The sequence below is a fragment of the Vibrio olivae genome (assembly GCF_042428525.1).
GTDB lineage: Bacteria > Pseudomonadota > Gammaproteobacteria > Enterobacterales > Vibrionaceae > Vibrio > Vibrio olivae.
Genome location: NZ_JBHMEP010000004.1, coordinates 128,495 through 153,468, shown reverse-complemented (window position 1 = coordinate 153,468; position 24,974 = coordinate 128,495). Strand labels below are relative to the sequence as shown.

Sequence of the window (24,974 nt, the reverse complement as noted above, 5' to 3'; positions counted from 1 at the left end):
TCTTTGACTAACGATTATAAAGATCGAAAAACTCACTGAGCACAGTATGAGTGGTTAAATGTTTCAGCTCTGGAATTTGATAAAGCGCATCATGAAGCTCGCTCATTCTCGCCATGCTTGGCACTTCCACATACAACATCATATCGGTTTCACCGCTGATGGCGCGGCAACTCTTTACACCCTCCAAACCATAAATGTATTGTGCGTAGGATTCACAACGCTTAATCGAGTTGCTGGTGTCCAGCTTTAAAGCTAAATAGGCGCATATCAGATCAGGCTCCTTTTTATCTTTAGCAAGATTGGCGTGATAACCCAGAATCTCTCCCTCGGTCTCAAGCCGTTTAATTCTCGCGGTCACCGCTGAGCGTGATAAGTTCACTTCTCGAGCAATATCGCTGACTGAACGCCGCGCATTATGTTTGAGGATCTCAAGAATGTGTTGGTCGAATTTGTCCATGGCTTTAAATACTTAACTAGATGATTGTGCGCTTTTTTATTTATGGTCGTAATGTGACACAAAAGCCTGAATGTGCCTAGAGCGTCAAATCGTTTTTTGTTGGCGCCGACAAACGTCAATTTGACACTTAACCACGCCAGTTTGCTATCTGCCCAAGTTGCATAATTTGAGTTACGATTTTCTCCAATAATAATAACGCTAATAACTCTATGTCTCAGCTTAAGCAAGAAATCACACTGACCTCCGGTATCGCTCAATTATCAACCACGTTGATGGGTACTGGCCTGTTTATGATCCCAGCCATTGCCGCGGGCATCGCTCAGACGCTCTCTCTTTGGGCGTGGCTGTTTCTTTTTATTGCGATTTGTCCTATTGCTTTAACCTTTGCGCAAATGGGCAAACACTATCCTAATGCCGGTGGCACCGCTTTCTTTGTTCGTAAAGCGTTCAATGCGCGAATGGAGCGTGCGGTAGCTGGGTTGTTTATTAGTATCATCCCTGTTGGTGTCCCTGCCGCCGTCGCTTTAGCCGCTGGCTTTCTCCAACAGTTACTGCCAGCGCCACTGGACACACCGGTGTTATGTCAAGTTATCACTGTCGCACTGTTGGTGCTGGTCAACTTGGCAGGAGCCAAGTCCTCCGGACAATTGCAGACGGTGATCGCGCTGGCGATCTTCACATTAATTGTGGCCTTTTTATGGAAAGGCGATATTGGTGCCCAAGACCTTACGATGCCGCCTCTCGACAGCCAAAGTGTTTGGCCTATCGCTTCTGCGTTAGCCGTCATGTTTTGGTGTTTCGTTGGTATCGAAGCGTTTGCCCATATGGGAGAAGAGTTTAAAAACCCGCAACGCGATTTTCCGATCGCCATTATTGTTGGCTGCTTCGTTGCCGGTGTTACTTATTGGTTCTGCTCCGCGGTCATTTTGAAATTTGGCGCTTACGGCACGCCAAAACTTGATAGCACATCCATTCCGTGGTTAAGCGAGAAATTGTTCGGTGAACAGATTTCCATCATCATCAGTCTGATTGGTTTTTCTGCCTGTTTTGCTAGCATCAACTTGTATACTCAAAGTTTATCTCGAATGATTTGGTCACAAGCACGGGAATATCATCCAAAGAGTTTGATGGCTCGCCTTTCTGTCCGAGGCGTACCGGCAAATGCCACCTATTTAATTGGCATCGTCTTGGTTATCTCTTGTGCGTTCAGTCAATGGTCAGGGCTTAATCTCGAGTTTTTCCTTAAGCTCGCAAACAGTATTTTTGTCCTCGTGTATTTACTAGCCATGCTCTCAGCAACCAAATTACTCTGTGGCGCTCAGCGCGTCCTAGCGATTATCGCTTTGGTGTTGTGCTGCGGCGTGTTCGTCTGCTTAGGTTGGTCGATGCTCTATGCGCTTGGTGTATTAAGTGTCATGCTCCTGCCTTGGCACAAATGGCGACGCCATTCCCAGCACGCGGAACCGAGTAATCAAGAGTCGTGATCCTATATTGTAAATAGTTTAGCTAATCTTTGAATGAGCGTGTCTATTTGATCGATTGCCACGTTACCAAACCCCAAAACGGCGCCTCGCCAATCTCGCTTCGAGGCGCCGCCAGATTGGTAGTAACTCAATGGTCGTATGACAATCCCCTGCTGTTTTGCTCTCTCAACCCATATTTGTTCTTCAATGCCAGCATACCAACGTAACGTGATGTGAAGCCCAGCGGCTTGACTGACCACTTCAACACGCTCGCCCAAATGACGAGCCAACGACGCGAGCATCTGAGCGTGCTTTTGATGGTAGAGACGCCGCATCCTTCGCAGATGACGCACAAACTCCCCTTCAGCAATAAATTCAGCCAACGCTGCTTGGGTGTGCGTCGGTGAGTCGCCCGTAAGAATATTTTTAAGTGCTAAACACGATTCAACCAAATGCTCCGGGACCACTAAATAGCCAAGCCTTAAACCGTTAAACATTGTCTTACTAAATGACCCAATGTAAATCACACGCTCATCTTGATGAATACCAGCCGCTAAGCCCTGTAAACTGGAGTAAGGGCGATGAGCAAATTGAAACTCGCTGTCGTAATCGTCTTCGATGATCCAACTGTCGTTGTTGGTGGCCCATTCGATAAGGCTCAAGCGTTGTTCGGTGGTTAACGACGTCCCCATCGGGTATTGATTACTTGGCGTGATATAAAGGGCTTTGGCTCGGCTAGCCAGCACTTGTTCGAGATTAAGCCCATGATAAGGTGACACGGTCACTGGAGTTAATCGATATCCAAGTAGCTCAATCACGTTCGTCATTTGCGCGTAACCAGGCTGCTCCATGAGAACATCTTGTTCGCGCGATACCGTTGCCATTAAGGCGATGGTCAATGCTTGCTGTGCACCTGACGTTATAATCACCCGTTGGGGATTGCAACTGACAGAGCGGCTGCTTGATAAGTACTCGCTGAGTGTCTCTCTCAAAGGTAAATAACCCTGCCGCGATTGATGACCTAATAAACTTTTGCGTGTTGAGTGGCGCTGAACATAGCGCTGCCATTTATGGCAAGGAAATCGTTCTAAATCCGCCACACCCGGCGCAAACGGCTGATTAAAATCTTGCGGAGCTGGCGCCGAAGTGGACAGTTCCGTGATCTGGGCACTGCCAATAAACTGCTCCGGCAACGCAATCGCGACATAATAGCCAGCCCCTCGCCGGCTTTCGATATAGCCTTCAGCCACCAATTGTTCATAAGCCGAGATTACTGTGTTGCGACTCAACGCGAGCTCGGCGGCTAAAGCTCGAGTTGACGGCAGCTGGGCTTGGTTACGCCATAAACCCGCCACAATCTTATGGCGAATGGCTTCAAATAATTGGGTATGTTTTGGCTTGTGGCCACCACCCGGCATTGATTGCGATTCAAGCCTCAAGTCACCAATATCAATCATTGCCAATTGGATCTACTCATCATTCATAATTGGTACTCAATAAAGTACCAATTAGCTTCTAAATTGCAATCATTGGATACTCAGTTAAGGAAAAAACATGCTGTCAAATACGCCTCGTACAACCATCAAAAAAGCCTCTCACAAAGCGGCAACGGACCCTCTAAAGCTTTATGAAATCATTGATGAAAGTTTGATTGGTCATGTAGCAATTGACGATGCAACCGGCCCGTTAGTCATTCCCATGCTGGCATGGCGGGTGGATGATGCTATCTATATTCATGGTGCACACAACAGCCGACTGCTTCGCCAGCTTTCGACGCCAAAGCCAACCTGTGTGACATTTACGCTATTTGACGGCTGGGTATTAGCACGTTCTGCCTTTCATCACAGTGCCCATTACCGCTCTGCCGTGGTGGTTGGCGAATTTACCGTGATTGAAGATAATCGAGAGAAAGACCGACTATTAACGCACTTTATTGAACAAATCGCGCCGGGTCGTAGCCAAGAAGTGCGCCCGAGTAATAACAAAGAGCTCTCGGCTACTCGCCTGCTGCGAATGCCGCTGGTTGAAGCGTCCGTTAAAATGAGCCATGGCGCCGTGAACGATGATGACAATGATATGAGCCGGCCTGTATGGGCAGGAATATTACCCTATCGTACTGTGGTCGGCCCCATGCGCGGTGATGCCCAGCTCGCTCAAAACATCCAACAACCTAACTACCAATCTGCTTATGCTGGCCGCTGGTACACCGATGAGAAAGAATGATAAAACGCACCATAAATTGCAATTTGCAAAGCGCATTTTGCAAATTCACAATATGGAATGCGATTCCAACCCCAAAAGTGCATAAAATATGGGCAATTTAACACTCTGAAAGTTGGCACATATAGTGCTTTAGTTATATTGACCCTTATTAAGCCGAGGGTCACCTAGCCAACTGACGTTGTTAGTGAACCAAACTTGTTCACACTTATCTATGCCAATCACCCTTTTGTGATTGGCTTTTTTATTTGTTGCCCTCAAATCCACTTTCCTATCTTATTCAATAACGTATATCATTCTTTATCATATCGGTTATCGATACGATCGAAAGGTCAACCGATTGCAACAACCAAATTCGCGAAGCTGAAACACAGTTATGTCTTTTTCTTTCGCAACTGAGCTTATAAACTAGTGTATTAAGCCGCATAGGTTACTAAAAACACACCAATTATTTCTCTTTGAGGAACCAAACAATGAATTCAAAATGGGCAAAGCGCTTCTACCAAATGGCAGAGCTTGTTGGGTCTTGGAGTAAAGATCCCTCAACGCAAGTCGGCGCTGTGATCACCAAGCAGAATCGAATTGTCTCCGTCGGGTTTAATGGTTACCCACACGGAATTTCCGATAGTGCGGAAATAGATGATCGCGAAATGAAGTACCTGAAAACTCTGCATGCCGAAGAGAACGCGATTCTCTTTGCTAAACGTGATTTGGACGGATGTGAGATTTGGGTCACCCATTTTCCATGCCCCAATTGCGCAGCCAAGATCATTCAAACAGGTATTTCAGGTGTACATTGCCCAGAGCAGACTCCAGACTTTCTCTCACGTTGGGGCGATAAAATTCAGGTCAGCCAAGACATGTTTTTACAAGCAGGTGTAACGGTTAATTGGCTACCACTGAGTGAACTAAACAGCGACGCTTAAACGCTGCAAGGTCTCAAATAGCTGCTGAGATTTATAGGGTTTGGGTAAATAAGCATCCATGCCAGAGTCATAGCAGCTTTTTATTTCTTCTTCCAGCACACTGGCTGTTAATGCAATAATCGGTGTTCTCGGCTTATTATGCTGCTGTTCCCACTCACGAATTTTTCGTGTTGCCGTCAAACCATCCATCAATGGCATCATGCAATCCATGAGAATCGCACTGTAGTGACGATGCTTACACACCATATCCAATGCTTCCTGCCCGTTACCGGCAATCTCATATTCCAAACCAATTTTACTCAGGAAAAAACTGGCGATTTTTTGATTCATCAAATTATCTTCAACAATTAACACTAGGCTCTGTTTAGCGTCATCTATGGCTTTGTCGCCCACTAAAGTCAATGCTTTCTCTGACATGGCAGAGTGTTCGAGCATATGAATTAATGACTCAAATCGCGCGCCTAAAACCGGTAATGTGATCGACGCTGTCACCCACTCATCGAGTTCATGAGAGGCTATCAAATGGTGTTGAAACAGTACCATTTGTGCTTGCGGGTAGTGCTGATGCAACATTTCAAATTCCCGACGCGTTCCCAACGCCTGCTGAGTTTTAAAATAAAATACGGCGTCCACTGGGTCATGACTGGCTGTCGCCTCCTCGACCGTTTTCGTCACCTTAACGTTCAATCCGAGTCGCTGACACTCTTCAATCACTAAATGCTGATGCTTTGATCCATTGACCACCATGAGTACCTTCAGAGAGTAATGCGGTCTAGAGTGGTTCTCGCCAGCCAGTTCAACTGGAATCGTAACCATGAAACTACTGCCTAGACCACGCCGTGATTCGACCGTTATTTGTCCCCCCATCAAATCGACAATTTGCTTACAAATAGTCAGCCCGAGTCCAGTCCCGCCATATCGACGCGTGATACTGCCATCTTCTTGAGTAAATGGGGAAAAGATTGACTCCAGTTTGTCACTTTCGATTCCAACGCCTGAATCGGTGATGCAGCAATGAATATAATCTTGCTCCTCTTTACGATGGTGAGATACCGCAATCGAGACAAACCCTTCATGAGTAAACTTAACCGCATTGCTGAGCAAGTTCATCAGCACTTGTTTAAAGCGAAATTCATCCAATTTAACCCAAGGAGGGAGCGTGGGTTTCAATTCAATAAACAGCTCATTTTGATTTTTGAGTGCTTTACTATTCACCATATTGACGGTTTCAAAAACCACATTATGAATTTGAGTCTCGTGGGGAGTTAACACTAAATTGCCAGACTCAATTTTAGACAAGTCGAGGATATCGTTAATTAAGACTAAAAGAGATTGTGAAGAGGCATCAATATCCCCAATCAATTCACGCTGGCTGTGTGTCAATTCGCCATCTGCGAGGATTTCGGTGATACCGACTATTGCATTGAGTGGCGTTCGAATTTCATGCGACATATTAGCCAAAAACATACTTTTCGTTCGGTTGGCGCCCTCAGCCTGCTCTTTCGCACTGACTAACTGTTGCTCATAGTGAATAAGCTCTTGAATCACTTGGTTAAGTTTATGCGCAAAATCAGTAAATTCATCACTCCCATCAACTTCAATAAGTGCTTTTCCGCTATCGCTGCTAAGATGGCTCATGGAATTCAAAATACGTTTTAGCTTTGAGTTGATTCGGTACAATGTTGACGTGCCCCATGTCACCATAAAGGTTAGGAGCACGACATTGATCGCCGCGATCAAAAGTAACTCTTTCTTCTCGGTAGCAATGAGGGTTTGTAATCGTTCCTGAAACTGATTAGAAAACACCATCATTTGCTGTTTCACTAATTGATTGCGCACCGTTACTGCATTGGATGCTAACGCCAGCTGTTGTGGGGTCACCTGAGGGTTAGATAGACTTTCTCTCACTTGCATCGCACGGCGAAAAGGGACACTCGAAAATAGCTCAACAATTTGATTGAGATATCGATCTTCAAGTTCTTGATTAATAAACTGTTCGAGGTGGAGTTGCTCTCGGTCACGAATTTGAAAATAGTCCGCAATATAATCCTGATACTGCCAGTCTAGCTGCTGAGCTTGTTCGATTAGCCAAGCTTCTTTTTCCATCCAGAAATAAAGCCAATATAGATTCGATAGCTGCAAATCCAAGCGATTGACTTCTTTACTGGTCGCAATGCCCGACAAATGGTGAACATCAATATAAGTGTCATAGATCTGCTCGTTGAAAAACTGACCGACTTCGATGACTTCATTACTCTTCACACCATGAAGTTCATTGAGCGTGTTTTCTAAACTCTGAATATCGAGAAACAACCTCTCATAGCGCTCATCATCAATCACACCTTTAGATGAGCGAAGAACAGTTTGTAACGCCGACAGTTTCGCTTGCGTTGTGGCCATTTGCTGTTGAATACCCTCCCCCACCAACTGCCGATTGAGGGTTTCATGTGTTTCACCGGCGAACTGCGAGAGACCACCCAATAACCGCGCTTTTGCAGATATCAACTCAAATTGATGTAAACGCTCGCCGACAGTAAATGCAAGGTTGCCACTGAATCCAATGATCACAACGGCGGGGATCAGACAAAGAAGCATTAGACGCGTTTTAATCGATAACTGCCCAAGCGCGATCCATGAGATTGCTCGCATTCCTATTCGTCTCCTTGATTAACACATCAATTAGCCTAGTGTTAATAGTAGACAATATTTGTTCACAAACTCATCAATTAGAATGATTTCTGTTATCAACGTTAGTAAGGGGACAGCTTGGTACGCATCTGTCTAGCATTTGGCTTTCTCTTTATTTGCCACATCGCTTTTGCAGAACACTTTGTGGTTATTACCAAAAATAACCACATTGAACCACTGCGCAGTAATCAAGTAAAAATGCTCTATCGAGGCCGAATCTCTCACCTAAATGGTATTCCCGTCAAACTGGTGGACTTGCCCGATCACTCTCCTACGCGCCAAGCTTTTTACTCCGAACTTCTCAATAAAACCCCGAATCAAATGAACGTTATTTGGGCCCGGCAAAGTTTTTCAGGTAAGACCGCCGCACCTTATGAACTGCACGACGATGATCTACAACAAGTACTTCAATGGCTAAGCGAGAACCCCAACGGCGTAGCCTATTTCCCAAAATCACTAACGCCTAGTGATGTGAACATCCTTTACACCTTAAACGAGAAAGGCGAGTTATGATCAAGTACCTGATTGCCATCAGCTTATTTCCGAATGTGGTCTTTGCCAACGTAGCCGAAGATCTGCGAATTAGCGGCTTTGGATCTGCGACCACGGCGCGAAGCGACAGCACCACGCCTGTGGGTCAAAATCGCGATTTAGTTGATGAATGGTGTTTTGACTGCGATACCACATTAGGTATTCAATTTGAATGGCAAATATCGCCAGGGCTGCGCTCTGCGGTGCAAGTCATTAAGCGGCCCCAAGACCATTTTTCAGATCCAAAGCTCGAGCGAGCGTTTGTCGAGTATCTCACCAATAACTTTAAATTTAAGCTCGGGCGCTTACGCACTCCGCTGTTTATTATGTCCGAGTACTACTACGTGAGTGGTGCTTACCCTTGGTTGCATTTACCCAATGAAGTTTATGATAGCTCGCTTGGAGTAACGCATTATGAAGGGATTGGGATCGATTGGTCATACGAGACCCAGCGCTTCGGCCAATTTGTGCTCTCACCTTATTACTCTCGTCCTGTCGAAGAAAAAATCGACCAATTTGGTCAACGCTTTCATATTCGATTAACCGATGGTTTCGGGCTGGCTGGTAACTGGTATATTGAAGACAATCAAGTACATGCGGCAATTGTGCATGTTGATGTTGAACAAACGTTCGCCAATTCATTACGGCGTGATTTGTCGTTCAACATTTTTTCAACTGGCTTTAGCTACACCTACAATAATTGGCACCTTCAATCAGAACTGCTACTAACCGAAAATTTGCATTCAAACTGGTACGCCAGCGCGGATTATAATTGGCAAGCATTTACTCCGTATGTTGTCTACGGGCAAAGTCGTCGTCGCCGAGATACTGAGAGCTATACATTGGGGATTAACTATGCCGTTGCCTATAACATCAGCCTGTATGCAGAATGGCAACGAATTGAAGGACGTCCAGAACTCATCAGTGGGCAATTTACGATGCCACAAGATCCATCGGCCCCCTTTGATACCGACGTCAATGTGCTGTCGCTTGGTTTATCTCTCACATTTTGACCTTTTGCGGTTCATCTTATGTTCATAGCGGTTTGTTACGCTGTCCATAAATAGGAGGAAAGCCATGAAACAAATTTTGATTTCCATCGTTACCCTGATGGTCACTATCGTGACCTTTATCGTCGGTTTGCTATTTATCGTTCCGCTGGGTGTGATTGCTCTTCTAACTGGGCGTGCCGTACTCGCCTCTAAGTTTAAAAATACACGACGTTCAGAGCATGACGTTATAGAGGGAGAATACCAAGATGTTACGGATCAACAACAAGCGTCTATGCAGCGATAAACAATTAAGACAAAAAACACGTTTCACGTCTATACCGGCAAGAGGACCTGCAACTCTTGTCGGTATTTTTTTGGTTAATCTTCACTGCTCTCAGCAATAATAGGCGCTGGCGGGTCCAAACTCACACGTAAATTATAAGTAAAACTGCTATTGAGATCCCATGAGCTAACTTTATCCTGACATAAGAACTACTTCAGAAAAAAATCTTCCATTACATTTTTTTGTTCTAGTTTGTTGATAATAAAAATTCCATTATTCCGATATATCAACAAACTCATCAACTAACTTCATTATGAGCAAACGAATTCTTTCTCCAACAGAGATAACATTGGCGAGTTAATAAATGAAATATGTGTCATTTTTGAATTAACACTCTACTGATAAATAAACTAATTTCTAGTTTTTACCTTTCAGCATTTATTATTCTTTTGTCTCTATTTTACTCATTGCATTAAACTTATAAATTAAAATCAAATGCAGTACCAAAAAATGACCAATTCAGACATTCACATAACAAATATGTAGCAGACTTGTATAAGCTTATCCCTCGCTTATCAGCTGATCACTTTGAGAATGTGTCGTCGCTATAGCGCTGATCAAGCCTTTGTTTATAAAAAATAGAGTCCAACTCGTTCAAGCGATGTTGTATACGCTTAGCGAATCGACAATAAAAGGAATTCACAATGAGTGTTATTATTGGTACATCCAACCATGATGGTACAGGTTCTTCTGAGAATTTAACCGCCGACAACGGTGCACTTATCAGCGGATATTTTAATGACGATGGTATCACCGTTTACCCTTATGAAACCTTTTCAGGTATCTCTTTTGATAGTGTCCAAATCCAATCTGACACGTGGAATAATAAGAACTATAAAGAAGCAAAAGTCGATGGAAATTATGAAGCTATTACTATCGATAATATTATTGATTTAGATATTCACAATCAATCTGACCTCGGTTTTTCTCATATCGAATTATTAAATACAAAACGGGGAAACATTGACACCTCAGGTGTTGATTCCGATGATTCCATTTTTATTGGTGTATACAGTAACAGTAGCGGTTGGAGTAATAAATTTACTATTGATACTGGTGAAGGCAATGACTCAGTCACTTTGGCAAATGTACAAGGTTCTCAATACACTCGCTTTGATATTAATTTAGGCACCGGAGACGATCAGCTTGATATTTCGACGTTATCGTCTTCCTATAAAAGTTATCAAGAACGTATCGCAGAAGGCGGTGACGGGTTTGATGTTTTAATCACCAATGGCAGTAACAACGTAACATTCAGTGGATTTGAAATGGTAAAAGGAACGGGCTTCAACTCAACACTATCGATCACTAAGGATATACTCGACAATAATTCAGACAATGATGTTGGCTTAATCATCACCAATATTGATGTCGACTTTTCCAGCGCGCTTAATTATACAACGCAAGCAGTTGATGCAGAGCACAGTACATATTTAGAACAACATGGCTTCGATGTTGACACTTTCGATTTGGTGACGGTCGATGACGGTGAATATACCTTGCTGATTCAACACGACGACCTATTATCTTAGAATTCAAACAAGGGGAGCCTCAATGACTCCCCTTTTTATTCATCTACGCTCAATAAGCGCTATTCATCGTCTAAATCTTGCTTTAATGATTCTCGGTCATAGGCCCAAGCGTACATCAATTCCAGCGCGATAGTCGCCCCCGCCAAGGCTGTTACTTCACTTTGATCGTAAGGTGGTGATACCTCAACGACATCCATTCCGACAATGTCCATTCCTGCCATACCGCGAATAATTTTGAGTACTTTGTCAGAACTTAGCCCACCACATACCGGGGTCCCGGTGCCGGGAGCATAACTTGGATCAAGGCAGTCAATATCAAAGGTCACGTACACGGGTTTTCCAGCTGTAATCCTCTTAATTTCAGCAATAATTTCATCAACGGGTGTATCATTCGCTTGCATCGCATTGATGACATTAAATTCATGGCGATGCGCGGCATATTCGGTTCGAATACCAATCTGTACCGAGTGCCGAGGCGAGATTAACCCCTCATTCGGCGCATGATAAAACATCGTACCATGATCGTATGCGCTTCCATTTGGATAAGTATCGGTGTGGGCATCAAAGTGGACCAACGCCATTTCACCATGGTGTTTGGCATAAGCACGCAAAATGGGCAGCGTGATAAAATGATCTCCGCCCAAAGCGAGTAGCGTTTTACCTGACTTTAAAATCTCACTGGTTGCCGCTTCCAAGCGATAAGTAAAATCTTCAGCATCACCACAATCAAATACCAGATCCCCTGCATCTATCAACTTGGCACGAGAGAGCAAATTAAACTCCCAAGGAAATTTCTTACCTTCCCAAGCCAAATTAACCGATGCTTTTCGAATGGCATCTGGGCCCATTCTGGCTCCAGAACGCCCGGATGTTGCCATATCAAGGGGCACCCCTAAAATCACCAAGTCTGCATCACTGTCTCGCGGATCGCGTAAATACGGCTGACGTAAGAAGGTCATCGCATTGGAATAGAGAGAATAATCAGTTTTTGTGAACAAATCATTCATTTAGAAGTCCTCTAAATACGTGTAGCCTGTCAGGCCCTGCTCAAGCTCAGCAAGAATATTTTCTCGCTCACTCTCTTCAACGCGCAGCGCCACCAACTCGCGGTAGTGCTCACGAATATTATCCACATCAATATGTACATAGCGCATCATGTCTTCGACCGTATCCCCCTCATTAATCAAGGCCAGTTCAGACTCACCTTGATCATTGATATTGACAACCACACTGTGCGTGTCACCAAACAGATTATGCATATCACCCAGAATTTCTTGATAAGCGCCCACAAGGAAAAAGCCCATCCAGTACTCTTCATCTTTTGTCCATGCCGGTACCGGTAAGGTTTTCTCAATCCCCTGCCCTTCCACATATTGCTCGACAACGCCATCAGAATCACAAGTGATATCGAGCATAACCGCACGCCGTTCTTCCAACCTTTCTAGTCCCGACAATGGCATCACAGGAAAAACTTGGTCAATGCCCCAAGCATCCGGTAGAGATTGGAACAAGGAGAAATTAATAAAGAACTTATCGGCTAAACGCTCGCTCAATTCATCCATGATCGGACGATGAAAGCGGTTTTTGGTGTTCATTTGCCGCGCGAGTTCATGGTAAATACGTAGCGAAAGTTGTTCTGCCCATGCGCGCTGCTCTAAGTTCATCATGCCAGTTGAAAAATGCGAGTGCACTTCAGCGAGATCACTTTGCGTATCGTTATAAATTTCTATCAGCGCTCGAGCATCACTGCCGTTTTGCAGTGCTTCCCAACTCGCCCACATATTCTGCAATAAGTAGCTTTCTTGCCATTCAGTCGGTTCACTCACCAACTCGGGATAGTAAGTTTCTGTACCAATCACATTAGTGATCAATACCGCGTGATGCGCTGTTAGTGAACGTCCAGACTCTGAAATGATCGTGGGCATCTCTTGCCCATATTGCTGGCAAACATCACCCACTGTAGTGACGATATTACGCGCATATTCAATCAGTCCGTAATTCATCGAGTTCGGCGATTGACTGCGCGTGCCGTCGTAATCAACCGCTAAACCACCACCAATGTCGAAATAGGCAATGTGCGCCCCCATATCACGAAGTTCACAATAGAAACGCGCCGATTCATTCACGCCATTGCGAACATCACGAATGTTGGCCATTTGCGACCCTAAGTGAAAATGAACCAACTGCAGTGAATCTAATAAATCTTCTTCACGTAAACGCTTCATTACATCAAGAACTTGTGAAGCAGATAAACCGAATTTCGACTTTTCACCACCACTGGATTGCCACTTACCTGCACCTTGTGACGCAAGACGAATACGAATACCAAGCCGAGGCTTCACACCTAAACTTTTGGCTTCTTTCAAAACGATGTCGAGCTCAGACATTTTTTCGAGTACCACAAACACATTGTGGCCAAGCTTTTCACCAATCAACGCTAACCGCATGTACTCTCGGTCTTTATAACCGTTACATACAATCACTGAACTGGCCTTTTGCGCCATCGCCAGCACAGCTAGCAACTCGGGTTTACTGCCCGCCTCCAACCCCAGTTGTTTAGTCTCAAGCTGGGCTTGGCTAGCAAGAATTTCATCCACGACTTCGCGCTGCTGATTGACTTTGATCGGGTAGACCAACAGGTATTTATTTGGATATTGGTATTCTTCGATCGCTTGGTTAAACGCATCACAAATATTATGAACACGCTGATGCAGTATTTGTGGAAAACGGACCAAAACGGGTAAATTCAACCCTTGCGCTTCGATCTGTTTGACAATATGAGGCAGCGACGTCGGGTGTTCTCTATCACTTCTGGGTGAGACATACATTTCCCCATTGTCATTAATACCGTAAAAGCCTTGGCTCCAGTAATGAACATTATAATCTGCGCGTACGTTGTCGAGTTTAGATTGATTTTCCACGTATTTGTCCGAGGTAGTGTCTTTGTATAGGGTATAGCAAAAGACCTGTAAGAATGCCGCCTGATCATCGTCATCAGGATAATTATGCGTCGCCGTTTTGTTAAATAAACGGCCACGACTTCAACCGTTTGAGTGAGTTCTAAGCTATAAAAAACGCGGTTCTATAGCCTCGAAATTAGGCGCATTAACCGACAAAACGCCCTGGGAGTCTAATGAATTAAATTTGTCGTCTCGACATCAACCATTTATCACCAACCAACAGCGTTCGGTCAAAAATAAAGCCGATGAATAAAGGCGAGGATGACACGTTCCAGCAAGCGTTGAACGGTAAAAAGAGAGGAAAGAAGAAACAGCGATGGTGGGTAACAAACAAGCAAAAAGCCGAAGGGGCCATAAGCGCCTTCGGCTTTTTATTAGTGTCAATGGTGTTTATTCGCTGACAAAAAGAGGAACAAACGCCTTTCTCTCAACGTCAATTAAGCCTTTGTCTGAAAGCTTAGCTTTCGGTACCACCGGCAAGGCAATCGTTGCGATACGTAATAGTGGATTGACCGCCTCTCGAAATCCGAGTGACAGCACCGACTGCTTCATTCTCTCACCCTCGTTGGCTAACGCGTGACAATCGAGTGTCGACATTAATCCAGCGACCGGAAGCGCTAAGCCGTCGACGACCTTCCCATCGTTGGCGCAAGCAATTCCACCTTGCATGCGTTTCACTTGCTCAATGGCGGCGATCGCATTCTCAGGGGTATCAAACATTACCGTCAGATTATGACTGTCGTGAGAGACGGTGGCGGCGATCGCCCCTTGCTCAAGACCAGACCCACTCACCACGGCAACCGTTCGCTGCTCCGTCTTCCCGTAGCGATTTTGCACCATGACAAACTGGTGGCCTTCTGGTAGCACCAATCTTCCATTTTTTACTGGAATCGACACCTGACGCCATTCAGTGAGCGAGGCATTGGGGCGCAAATAATGGATGACGTTCACCATCACATGCCCATGCTCGATGTTTGGCGTAATCGTCAACATCTCTGGGGTAAAATCCGGAATATCCGCGGTGGTATCCACCTCTTCGATGGCGTGTTTTTCATCAGTAAAGGGCCCAATATAATTGCCATTTTTGGCAACCAACTGTCCCTGACTAAAGACACGCTCAGGGCGAGGGTCATTTAAGTCATCGACCAACAATAAATCGGCAACATACCCAGGAGCAATCGCACCTAAGTTGCTAATACCCAAATCTTTTGCGGTATGTAACGTAGCACAACGAATTGCAGTAATCGGATCCAGCCCCGCTTCAATCGCCACTTTAACCACATGGTTCATATGCCCATGCTCTAAAATGTCCGCGGCCTCTTTATCATCACTACACAAACATAGATAATCGTGGAACTTGAAATCCTTAACCGCCTCGACGATGTCTTTAACGTTGCGTGACATAGAACTTTCTCGCGCGTAGACATACATACCAAGGCGGAGCTTGTCTTTCGCCTCTTGGCCTGAACGGCATTCGTGATCATTACTCGGTCCAGTACACAAGTAAGCGTTAAGCTTTTGCCCAGACATATTAGGCGCATGCCCCTGAATATAAGCGGATTGTCCGGTAGACTGCTTGAGGATAGGCGACATACGCTCGTCTTGATCCAGCACACCAAGAAAGTCCATCACTTCGCCAATACCAAATATGTTTTCGTCATGGTAAAGCGACATGACATCTTGCTCAGAGAACGAGGCGCCTGCAGACTCCATCCCTGGCAAAGCGGGAACACAAGACGGCGCTAATACCAAGTTACGAATAGGCATGTCCGCACTATTTTGCGCCATGTATTTTACACCATTGGCCCCCATAACGTTGCCAATTTCATGTGGGTCTGTCACTACCGTTGTCGTGCCCCATGGAAGTACTGCTTTGGCAAAGTTTTTAGGCGTCATCATGGTACTTTCAATGTGCAAGTGCGCATCAATCAACCCAGGAATCAAATAGCGTCCTTCACCATCAATGACTTCAAGCGCGTTTCGTTCAATGGATTCTCGCGATAGATTGTCTGGATCCATATCCACGTAGGCAATAAAGCCATCGTATAAACCCACTTGGCCGGAGTGAATTTCGCCGCTAAACAGGTTAACGATCTGCACATTGGTAATAAGCGTGTCTACAGGTTTTCGCCCCATCGAAGCGGCGACTAACGCAGACATGTCATTAGGATTTAGTCTCATGCTTCTCCTTACTTCATCGCAAAGAAATAAATCAGTGGTAGTGCCAGTACATACAAGCCCGGGTGAATATCACGATAACGCCCAGCAAGTAGTTTCACCGCAATATAAGAAAGGATACCCATACTAATACCGTTCGAAATACTTGAGGTGTAAGCGCAAAATACGATGGTCGCAAATGCGGGTAAAAACTCAGTCACATCGTCAAAATCCAAACGTTTAACGCAAGTTAACATGGAAAGACCCAGTAAAATCAATACAGGTGCGGTAGCAAACGCAGGAATAATTACGATCAGCGGCGTGAGGAAAATACACAGCAAGAAGCACAACCCCGTCGCGATAGCGGTTAAACCTGTCCGTCCTCCGGCTTCAACCCCCGCCGCCGACTCAATGTACGTGGTGAGCGTGGTTAAGCCAAACAATGAACCGATAGTGGTCGCCAATGAATCAACCCAAAACGGACGATGAATATTAGGCAGATTGCCCTCTTTATCGAGGAAGCCTGCCTTTTCAGAGACACCGAGTAACGTCCCTAGCGTAGAGAAAAAATCGCCGACAAAAAATGTGAAGATAAAAGAAATATAGCCAAACTGCAGTGCGTCTAAGATATCCAATTGAAAAGTAATTGGCGCGAGCGTTGGTGGGATAGAAACCAGTTGTTCTGGCAGTTTGGTCATTCCAAGCGGAATACCGACAATCGTTACAATGGCAATCGATAATAACAAGCCGCTATTAAATTTGCGGGCAGCGAAACCAAACGATAACGCCAATCCAAGCATGGTTAGTAACGCGGTATTGTCACTCATGCTGCCAAGCGAAATAGAACCATCACCAATCATCATCAAGCCGCCGCTTTTAAAGCCGAGCTGAGCAATAAACAACCCAACTGCCGCGCCAATCGCAATTTTGATGTTGGTTGGCATCATACGGACAACTAACTCTCGCAAACCAAGAAACGTCAATATGATAAATGCGATCCCAGAGATGAACACCATCCCCATTGCCGTCTGCCAATTAACAACACCTTGCGCAACCAGTGTAAACGCGAAAAACGCGTTGCCACCCATCGCTGGCGCAATCGCAAACGGCAAGTTAGTAAAATAGCCCATGGCAAAGCAGCCGAGTGCAGAAAACAACGCGACGGCCACCGTCACTGCGGCCACATCCATTCCCGCCACGCGCATAAACGATGGATGGACAATCAGGATATAAGCCATTGCCATAAAAGTGGTGACACCAGCCATCAACTCGGTCTTGAGTGAGGATCCTTTTTGAGTAAATTGAAAACGGCCATCGAGCTTATCGGTTAATGTGGCCTTTTTATCTTCCACTTGAGTGAACATCACAACGTCCTATTGTTCTTGAGTATTAATGATATATTGAGTCAGCAACCGAGCGCCCATTTCAAGGTGCTCAATGGCTGTGTATTCTTCTGGGTTGTGGCTAAATCCCTTAACGCTTGGCACAAACACCATTCCAACAGGGCAAACTCGCGCGAAAATACCCGCATCGTGCCCGGCACCACTGTGTATTGGAACCGCATGAGTATCAATGTCTTCACTGGCCTTCCACAAATGCTGTTGGATACTCTCATCCATGCTAACAGCAGGTCCTTCGCCAAGAAGCTCGGTTTCAAATCTCAAACCTTGCTGCTCAGCTACCGTTTCACAACACGTAACAATCGACTGATGCAATTGATCTAATGCCGCATCGGACACATCTCGAACATCAATTTCTAGATGAGCGACCGCAGGAATGATATTGGCTCGATTCGGTAAACAGGTGATATGACCGGCCGTAATGGTGGCGCTGTCAGTGATATGGTCAGATAACAGTTGAGGGATTTGATAAATAAACCCTGCCGCCGCGACCATCGCGTCAGCGCGTTGGGACATCGGCGTTGCACCCGCATGATTTGCCTGACCAAAAAAAGACAGGCGAATTCTTTTTAATGCGCTGATTGCACTAACAATACCAAGGGCGACGCCTAATTCATCCAGCCTTGCGGCTTGTTCAATGTGAAGTTCAATAAAGGCTCGAGTGTTATTTGCCGTGTATTGCTGGTGCTCGAGATGACGAGGCTGCAATCCATTTTGTTCGCAAGCACTGACATAATCGACACCCGCGATATTTTTTAACTGCTGAAGATCGTTCAACTCAAAGTGACCTGTCACCGCTTTACTGCCAATAAATGGGCTTTTGAAGTCACACCCCTCCTCGGCTTCCAGAGCAATCACTTCAATCGGGAATCGGGTTACAATATTCTGACGATTCAAATCATCAATCATTTTAAGGCTGCACGCGATGCCGGCTAACCCATCATATTTGCCTGCTTGACGCACCGAATCATAATGCGAGCCAAACACGAGCGCTTTTTCTGCCTCGACACGCCCTAGTCTTCGACCACGAACGTTGCCCACATTGTCGATGTAAGCATTTAATCCAAGTTCGGTCATCACCGACAAAAGGTACGCTCTCGCTTTTAACGATTCGGCAGTGCATGGAAAGCGAGTGACCCCCTCGGTTGTTGTAGAAAATTGCGCCATATCGTCAATAAATTTGCCGATAGAAAAGCCATTAGCATCCATAAGTAAACCTGAAAAAGTAATAAGTAAACGTTTGCTTTTTTTCTAAAGAAAAAACAAGGGTGAATAAACGCGCTGCGTTCCTGACTGCGGCGATGGTAAAGGGCAACATCTTAACGACAAAACACAGCTCGATGTGAAAACGAAGCCGTCTGTGCCGTGTGATTCGACACTTGACTTGGGAGAAAGAAATACGAAGTCATGTACATTGCTATCCTTACAGTACAGTGATGATTTTACAAAAGGCGTCATCCGTTAAGTTACAACCCACTGACATAAGCAAATCGTTTATTATGCTCACTAACCTAAAGTTGTAACCGGTTCCCGATTCTAGCGATCTCCATCACATTCGTCTAGCGTTGATATCGTGCTACTACTCATTTAATCGTGAACTTGAGCAAGGTTGAGGTATTGTTTGAGCATTAATTTGCCTATATTTGATGACAAAGCGTGATACACTTTTTTAACAATCAATAATGATACCGTATCTGTCTACATACCGAGGAGAAAGGCCGATGAGTCGTGGTCAAAGGGAACTTACGTTACGTTTTTTAGCCGAGCCGACGGATGTGAATTTTGGCGGTAAAGTCCATGGTGGCGCGGTGATGAAGTGGATAGATTTGGCAGCGTATGCCTGCTCCGCCTCGTGGAGTGGAAAGTACTGCATTACCGCTTACGCAGGTGGAATTCGCTTCGTCTCTCCCATCTTGGTCGGTAACTTGGTCGAAGTGAATGCAAAAGTCGTGTATACCGGAACAAGCTCAATGCATATCGCGATCGATGTTCAGGCCAGCGATCCGAAAGAGCCCCAAAACCGCTTAACCACGCACTGCATCGTGATCATGGTTGCGGTTGATGAAAACGGCAAACCCACCGCCGTTCCCGAGTGGGTGCCAGAAACCGAAGAAGATATTGCTTTGCGTAATTCGGCCGTTCGGTTGATGGAAATGCGCCAAGAGATTGGTGAAGAAATGGAAGCTCACGTTAAGTACCTAAAAACCGATAATACTTGAAAACCCAGAGTACTTGAAAACCGAGTGTACCTAAAAACCGAGAGTACTTAAGAACCGAAGGATGATAGAAAAACACCCGCACGAGGCGGGTGTTTTTTACGGCTTAGCTAACAATTAAACGGCCAATTCACGGGCGGTTTTAATGTAAATGTCTCGCAGTTTAAGAGCGATGTCACCCGGCTTGCCATCAGCAATCGGCTTATCGTCAATCGCGACCACAGACCACACAAACGTGGTTGCCGAACTAATAAACGCTTCTTTGGCTTGATAGGCTTCATCAATCGTGAATAAGCGCTCTTCAACAGTTAGGTTCATTTCTTGCGCTAACGTCATCAGTGACGCGCGAGTGATACCATGCAGAATATCGTTACTCAATGGGCGCGTAACCAGAACATTGTCATGAGTGACAATGTACGCATTACTTGAACCGCCTTCGGTGACAAACCCTTCTTCAATAAGCCATACGTCTTCAGCGCCAGCAGCGTGCGCGGCATGTTTCGCCATGCAGGCAGGCAGTAAACTGGTGGTTTTGATATCGCGGCGTCGCCAGCGGATATCGTCAAAAGAAATCACCTTGATACCGGTCTGCGTTTTTGGGCTCTCAATTAAACTACGCGCTTGAGTAAACAAGACTAAGGTCGGTTCAATATCATCACTGTATGAGAAATCACGGTCACCTTCATCACCACGCGTTAACTGCAAGTAGATACCGCCTTCCTGTAAACCATTTTTCTCAATCAGTTGACGCTGAATATCCATCAACTCATCACCGGATACTGGCATCTTAATATCAAGCTCTTTTGAAGAGCGCTCCAGACGAGCCAAATGACCTTGGTGGTCAATCAGTTTACCATCCAATACAGCCGTCACTTCATACACAGCGTCCGCAAATAGGAAACCTCGATCAAACACTGAAATCTTTGCTTCACTTTCAGCCAGATACTCTCCATTGAGATAGACAATACGTTCCATTATTTTCCCCTTATCCCCACAATTGACTGTGGAAAGGCAGCATCGAATTATTATCAAATTCAAAGCCGTGTTCGATATCTTTGCTCAAAAGTAATGGCCCATCGAGGTCCACGACTTCGGCTCCTTGCGCCACCACAAAAGCAGGCGCCATACTTAACGATGAGGACACCATACAACCGACCATGATTCTCAACCCTGCTTGCTCAGCTTGCGCTTTGAGCGCCAAGGCTTCAGTCAATCCGCCGGTTTTATCGAGCTTGATATTAATCATGTCATATCGACCAATGACTTGATCAAGGCTCTGGCGGTCATGGCATGACTCATCGGCGCAAATAGGAATCGGCCTTTCAAGCTCATCTAATACATGGTGCTCATCGGCGTGAAAAGGTTGCTCGATCATCGCAACATTCAATTTGATTAACTCAGGAACAAGCTGCAGATAAACCTCTTTTGTCCACGCTTCATTAGCATCCAAAATGATGGTCGCGTTTGGCGCACCACGACGCACTGCCTGAACGCGCTTAAGATCGCCCGGACCACCTAACTTGAGCTTCAGCAGAGGACGATGTGCATTGTCGATCGCCGTTTTTTCCATATTATCAGGGGTATCAAGCGACAAAGTATAAGCCGTAATCAAAGGCTCTGCGCTGATATTAAGCTTATCCCAAATCGATGCACTCCCCTGCTTACACTCAAGATCCCACAAAGCACAATCCAATGCGTTGCGAGCCGCGCCGGAAGGGAGCAGTGGTTGCAACTGCTCGCGGTTAATTCCTGATTCAACTTGAGCGATAACACTTTCAATCTCAGCCTTAACACTATCGATCGATTCACCGTAGCGGCCGTAGGGAACACATTCTCCACGACCGATCATGCCTTGGTGTTCAATCTCCACCACGATGGTTTCCGCGTGAGTTTTACTCCCTCGAGAAATAGTAAAGCTGCCACGAATCGGCCAACTCTGGGTATTGACGGTAACCTTCATTACAGCTCCAGCAATTTGTCGACAATTCGTGAAACGCCTTGACGGAATGGGTCAACCACAGGAAGTCCAATCTCTGACTCCACTTTATCCATATAATCGAGCGCTTCACTTTCAGAAAGCCCTGAAGTATTAATCGACACGCCAACAAACTGAACGTTGGGATTGGTGAGTTTTCCTGTCGCGATGTTCGCGGCCATGCACTCTTTCAGCTCAGGTAAGGGGTAATCTGGTAAGCCACGCATGTGGGTGCGAGTCGGTTCATGGCACAGCACCAGAGCATCGGCTTGAGAGCCATGAATAAGGCCGGTGGTCACGCCTGCAAAAGAGGCATGAAATAGCGAACCTTGCCCTTCGATAACATCCCAATGCTCAGGCGCATTTTCAGGAGAAATGGTTTCAATCGCACCTGAGACAAAATCTGACACCACGCAGTCTGCACTGACACCAGCCCCAGTGATCAAAATACCGGTTTGCCCTGTTGCGCGAAAATCCGCATCGACGCCCCGCACTTTCATCTCTTTTTCAATCGCTAAAGAGGTGTACATCTTGCCAACCGAGCAATCAGTACCCACTGTCAATACACGTTTCCCTGCCCGTTTTTTCCCATTCGCAACGGGATAGGTTTGAGTTGGGTAGCGAACGTCAAATAAGCTGCGACCATTTTTTTCTGCGCACGCGACCAGTTCAGGAATGTCGACAAGCTTATTGTGTAAGCCTGCTGCGATATCCATCCCAGCCTCAAGCGCTTCAATTAACACAGACACCCATTCTTGAGAAATGACACCGCCACGGTTTGCCACACCAATCACTAATGTTTTCGCTCCCGCTTCCGCCGCTTGCGCTATGTTCATGTCCTCAAGACCAACATCAGCATTACAGCCATCAAGCCGCAGTTGACCTACACAGTACTCCGGACGCCAAGTTTTAATCCCTTGCGCAACTTTCGCGGCCAATGCATCAGCAGCATCACCCAAAAATAACAAATAAGGCTGTTTCAGTTCCATCTTGTTTTACTCCATAAAAAGGCGACATCGTGCCAGCTATAAATATCAACGTTCGAACTAAATTACAGAGCAAAATCCGTGACAACAACTCTTAATTTAGTGAGGAAATATTCAAATTTACATTATAAAAACCGAATAAATTGCATATGAATGCATAAATCCATATAAATTAGCATGTTTATTCATAACTATTTATTTTTATTAAATGCTTTAATTTGTTTTATATATAGATAAAGAGGAATGTAAGAACGAGTGAATTCGGATGATTGTTTTATAAGCGCTTTCTTTGAGCGAAAAATCTAAAATATAACCACAAAAAATGACAAGAACCTTATGCCATTTAAATGAAGTAAAATAGATAATCATATTTTGTGATCTAGCTCGTGCTATATGAGAAGAGTTTACATTTCAATCGTGCTCTGTACGGCGACATGCGTCTTTTGTGCACCGATACTGAGCAAACTTGCTTTATTTTGGGGCTTTTATCCCATTAACTTGGATTAATGAATCGGTTTTAAGTGGAAAAGTTTGACTGTTTGGTAAAAATTACTGAAAAAATACACGCCTGACGAAGTATATAAAACTCTAAAAATTCACTTAAATACGAAATATAAATTCAAAACAACAAATCAAATGACGTCCAAATCGTCAATCCATTTCAATAGTGGTGATAACTATTGATGAGTACCAATACCAAGTAAACATCTACAAAAGGACTCAAGCTTGAAATGGTCTATATATTGCTTTAAAAAAGAGAAGCATATTTACCTTTAAAGGTAGCCGAATAAGCACGGACAGCAAAAAATGGTCACTCACCACATCGAAAGGTGAGTAAGTCAAACCATAGCAACTTAACAGAATTAAGGACGATTCTATGATTACTGCCGAAGCGGTTATCAACCTCAGCGCACTGCGCGATAACTACGATTTGTTAAAACATAAAGCCGGCGGAAAAGGCGTTATTGCGGTGATCAAAGGGGATGCCTACGGTCACAATGCGCTCAAAACGGCCAAAGCTTTGAAACAAGCCGACATGTTTGCGGTTTCTCGAATTGAAGAGGCCATCGAGCTTAGACATGCGGGTATCGAACAGCCGATTCTTCTTCTTGAAGGCTGTTTTTGCCAGAAAGATCTTGAAATAGCCGCGCATCACCATCTTCAAACAGCGATTCATTGCCAAGAACAGTTGACCGATCTTCAAAACGCCTCGCTCTCCGCGCCCCTCTCTGTTTGGTTAAAACTCGATACAGGAATGCACCGCTTAGGTGTTCAACCCTATGAGCTTAGTGATTACGTAGAGCAAATCACCGCAACAGGAAAACTCGCAGGCCCTGTTGGTTTCATGAGCCATTTCAGTTGTGCGGATGATCTCAATGCGTCTTCGACTCAAAAGCAAATTGATCTGTTCCTCTCTCAAACGTCATCCTTCCCCGGGCCGAAAACGTTAGCTAACTCAGCGGGTATATTATTTTGGTCAACGTCGCATTTTGATTTTACTCGAGCGGGTATAGCACTTTACGGAATCAGCCCGAATGAAAATGAAACGGGGCGCCAGCATCACTTACGCCCTGCAATGACATTGAAATCTCGCCTGATCGCGGTGCGCCATCATAAAGCCAAACAACCCGTTGGGTATGGGGAAACTTGGACAGCTCCAAAAGATACCTACATCGGAGTGATCGCAATGGGCTATGGGGATGGCTATCCACGCAATGCACCAGAAGGAACGCCGGTGTCGATCAATGGACGAGAAGTGCCCATCGCGGGGCGTGTATCCATGGACATGATCACTGTAGATTTAGGCCCCAGTGCGCAAGATAAAGTGGGCGATAGCGTTGAGTTTTGGGGAGAAAATATCGCCATTGAACGGGTAGCAAAACACGTGGGTACTATTCCTTATGAGCTGGTGATAAAACTCACCAAACGTGTTCACAAACGTTATCTCGATCATACTAATCCTGTCGATCATATAAATCCTCTTCCCCATCAAACTGACCTCAACGAGTAAAACGCTATTTCGACAAGTTGCGGCGTGTGCCAAATCGCACCGCCGTCTGAACGTTAACCCTTTGAAAGGGCTGTCATATAACCTTCATTTTCATCTGCTTTAATAATTGCAAATAAC

General features: G+C 45.2%; 20 protein-coding genes. 9 read left to right on the top strand and 11 right to left on the bottom strand.

The features are described from left to right. Nucleotides 1-7: 7 nt before the first annotated feature. On the bottom strand, nt 8-457 hold the full coding sequence (locus ACFFUV_RS14650) for an Lrp/AsnC family transcriptional regulator (protein WP_390194237.1): 450 nt from the start codon (nt 455-457) through the stop codon (nt 8-10). Between the two features lie 209 nt (nt 458-666). Between ACFFUV_RS14650 and yjeH the strand changes: the two genes are divergently transcribed. Then, entirely contained in the window at nt 667-1,941 is a 1,275-nt protein-coding gene (yjeH, locus tag ACFFUV_RS14645) for an L-methionine/branched-chain amino acid transporter (RefSeq protein ID WP_390194236.1), read from the top strand. A gap of 2 nt (nt 1,942-1,943) precedes the next feature. Here the strand turns inward: yjeH and pdxR are convergent, their stop codons facing one another. Further along, nucleotides 1,944-3,377, bottom strand: coding sequence for a MocR-like pyridoxine biosynthesis transcription factor PdxR (pdxR, locus tag ACFFUV_RS14640; RefSeq protein WP_390194422.1), 1,434 nt, complete (start codon nt 3,375-3,377; stop codon nt 1,944-1,946). Between the two features lie 97 nt (nt 3,378-3,474). Between pdxR and ACFFUV_RS14635 the strand changes: the two genes are divergently transcribed. Both ACFFUV_RS14635 and ACFFUV_RS14630 read left to right on the top strand, forming a co-directional pair. Next, nucleotides 3,475-4,143: a pyridoxamine 5'-phosphate oxidase family protein gene (locus ACFFUV_RS14635; RefSeq protein WP_390194234.1), complete on the top strand. Its 669-nt coding sequence runs from the start codon at nt 3,475-3,477 to the stop codon at nt 4,141-4,143. 470 nt (nt 4,144-4,613) lie between these two features. Beyond that, the gene (locus ACFFUV_RS14630; RefSeq protein ID WP_390194233.1) at nt 4,614-5,066 is read left to right on the top strand and encodes a dCMP deaminase family protein; all 453 of its coding nucleotides are present in this window, start codon (nt 4,614-4,616) and stop codon (nt 5,064-5,066) included. On the opposite strand, the gene ACFFUV_RS14625 is transcribed toward ACFFUV_RS14630, so the two are convergent. Then, nucleotides 5,049-7,715: an ATP-binding protein gene (locus ACFFUV_RS14625; protein WP_390194232.1), complete on the bottom strand. Its 2,667-nt coding sequence runs from the start codon at nt 7,713-7,715 to the stop codon at nt 5,049-5,051. The two genes, ACFFUV_RS14630 and ACFFUV_RS14625, sit on opposite strands and share 18 nt — an antisense overlap. Nucleotides 7,716-7,832: 117 nt before the next feature. Here ACFFUV_RS14625 and ACFFUV_RS14620 point away from each other — a divergent pair, with 117 nt between their 5' ends. The 4 genes from ACFFUV_RS14620 (at nt 7,833) to ACFFUV_RS14605 (ending at nt 11,152) form a co-directional block, all read left to right on the top strand. Beyond that, nucleotides 7,833-8,267, top strand: a complete 435-nt coding sequence (locus ACFFUV_RS14620) for a type 2 periplasmic-binding domain-containing protein (protein WP_390194231.1) — start codon at nt 7,833-7,835, stop codon at nt 8,265-8,267. Then, nucleotides 8,264-9,298: a porin gene (locus ACFFUV_RS14615; RefSeq protein ID WP_390194230.1), complete on the top strand. Its 1,035-nt coding sequence runs from the start codon at nt 8,264-8,266 to the stop codon at nt 9,296-9,298. The genes ACFFUV_RS14620 and ACFFUV_RS14615 overlap by 4 nt, the downstream gene beginning before the upstream one ends. 64 nt (nt 9,299-9,362) lie before the next feature. After that, nucleotides 9,363-9,581, top strand: coding sequence for a hypothetical protein (locus ACFFUV_RS14610; protein ID WP_390194229.1), 219 nt, complete (start codon nt 9,363-9,365; stop codon nt 9,579-9,581). Between the two features lie 683 nt (nt 9,582-10,264). Beyond that, complete coding sequence (locus ACFFUV_RS14605; protein ID WP_390194228.1) at nt 10,265-11,152, top strand: hypothetical protein; 888 nt, start codon at nt 10,265-10,267, stop codon at nt 11,150-11,152. Between the two features lie 59 nt (nt 11,153-11,211). On the opposite strand, the gene speB is transcribed toward ACFFUV_RS14605, so the two are convergent. The 5 genes from speB to ACFFUV_RS14580 all read right to left on the bottom strand — a co-directional run bounded on the left by speB (nt 11,212) and on the right by ACFFUV_RS14580 (nt 18,878). Continuing rightward, complete coding sequence (gene speB / locus ACFFUV_RS14600) at nt 11,212-12,159, bottom strand: agmatinase (RefSeq protein ID WP_390194227.1); 948 nt, start codon at nt 12,157-12,159, stop codon at nt 11,212-11,214. Continuing rightward, nucleotides 12,160-14,073, bottom strand: a complete 1,914-nt coding sequence (gene speA / locus ACFFUV_RS14595; protein WP_390194226.1) for an arginine decarboxylase — start codon at nt 14,071-14,073, stop codon at nt 12,160-12,162. 429 nt (nt 14,074-14,502) lie between these two features. Then, nucleotides 14,503-16,293 carry an adenine deaminase gene (gene ade, locus ACFFUV_RS14590; protein WP_390194225.1) on the bottom strand — a complete coding sequence of 597 codons (1,791 nt, stop codon included), beginning with the start codon at nt 16,291-16,293 and terminating at the stop codon, nt 14,503-14,505. An 8-nt stretch (nt 16,294-16,301) separates the two neighbouring features. Continuing rightward, the gene (locus ACFFUV_RS14585; protein WP_390194224.1) at nt 16,302-17,633 is read right to left on the bottom strand and encodes an NCS2 family permease; all 1,332 of its coding nucleotides are present in this window, start codon (nt 17,631-17,633) and stop codon (nt 16,302-16,304) included. 9 nt (nt 17,634-17,642) lie between these two features. Further along, a complete protein-coding gene (locus ACFFUV_RS14580) occupies nt 17,643-18,878 on the bottom strand; it encodes a M20 family metallo-hydrolase (RefSeq protein ID WP_390194223.1) in 1,236 nt (411 codons plus the stop codon). A gap of 512 nt (nt 18,879-19,390) precedes the next feature. On the opposite strand from ACFFUV_RS14580, the gene ACFFUV_RS14575 reads away from it, so the two are divergent. Further along, nucleotides 19,391-19,888 (top strand): acyl-CoA thioesterase, encoded by a 498-nt coding sequence (locus tag ACFFUV_RS14575; protein ID WP_390194221.1) that lies wholly within the window; start codon nt 19,391-19,393, stop codon nt 19,886-19,888. Between the two features lie 114 nt (nt 19,889-20,002). Here the strand turns inward: ACFFUV_RS14575 and ACFFUV_RS14570 are convergent, their stop codons facing one another. The 3 genes from ACFFUV_RS14570 to dgcN are packed head-to-tail and all read right to left on the bottom strand — an operon-like array spanning nt 20,003 to nt 22,849. Continuing rightward, complete coding sequence (locus ACFFUV_RS14570; protein ID WP_390194219.1) at nt 20,003-20,860, bottom strand: D-amino-acid transaminase; 858 nt, start codon at nt 20,858-20,860, stop codon at nt 20,003-20,005. A gap of 10 nt (nt 20,861-20,870) precedes the next feature. Continuing rightward, entirely contained in the window at nt 20,871-21,845 is a 975-nt protein-coding gene (gene dgcA, locus ACFFUV_RS14565) for an N-acetyl-D-Glu racemase DgcA (protein WP_390194218.1), read from the bottom strand. Continuing rightward, nucleotides 21,845-22,849 carry an N-acetyltransferase DgcN gene (gene dgcN, locus ACFFUV_RS14560; protein ID WP_390194217.1) on the bottom strand — a complete coding sequence of 335 codons (1,005 nt, stop codon included), beginning with the start codon at nt 22,847-22,849 and terminating at the stop codon, nt 21,845-21,847. The genes dgcA and dgcN overlap by 1 nt, the downstream gene beginning before the upstream one ends. Nucleotides 22,850-23,723: 874 nt before the next feature. Between dgcN and alr the strand changes: the two genes are divergently transcribed. Continuing rightward, on the top strand, nt 23,724-24,857 hold the full coding sequence (gene alr / locus ACFFUV_RS14555) for an alanine racemase (protein ID WP_390194215.1): 1,134 nt from the start codon (nt 23,724-23,726) through the stop codon (nt 24,855-24,857). The last annotated feature ends 117 nt before the right edge of the window (nt 24,858-24,974 follow it).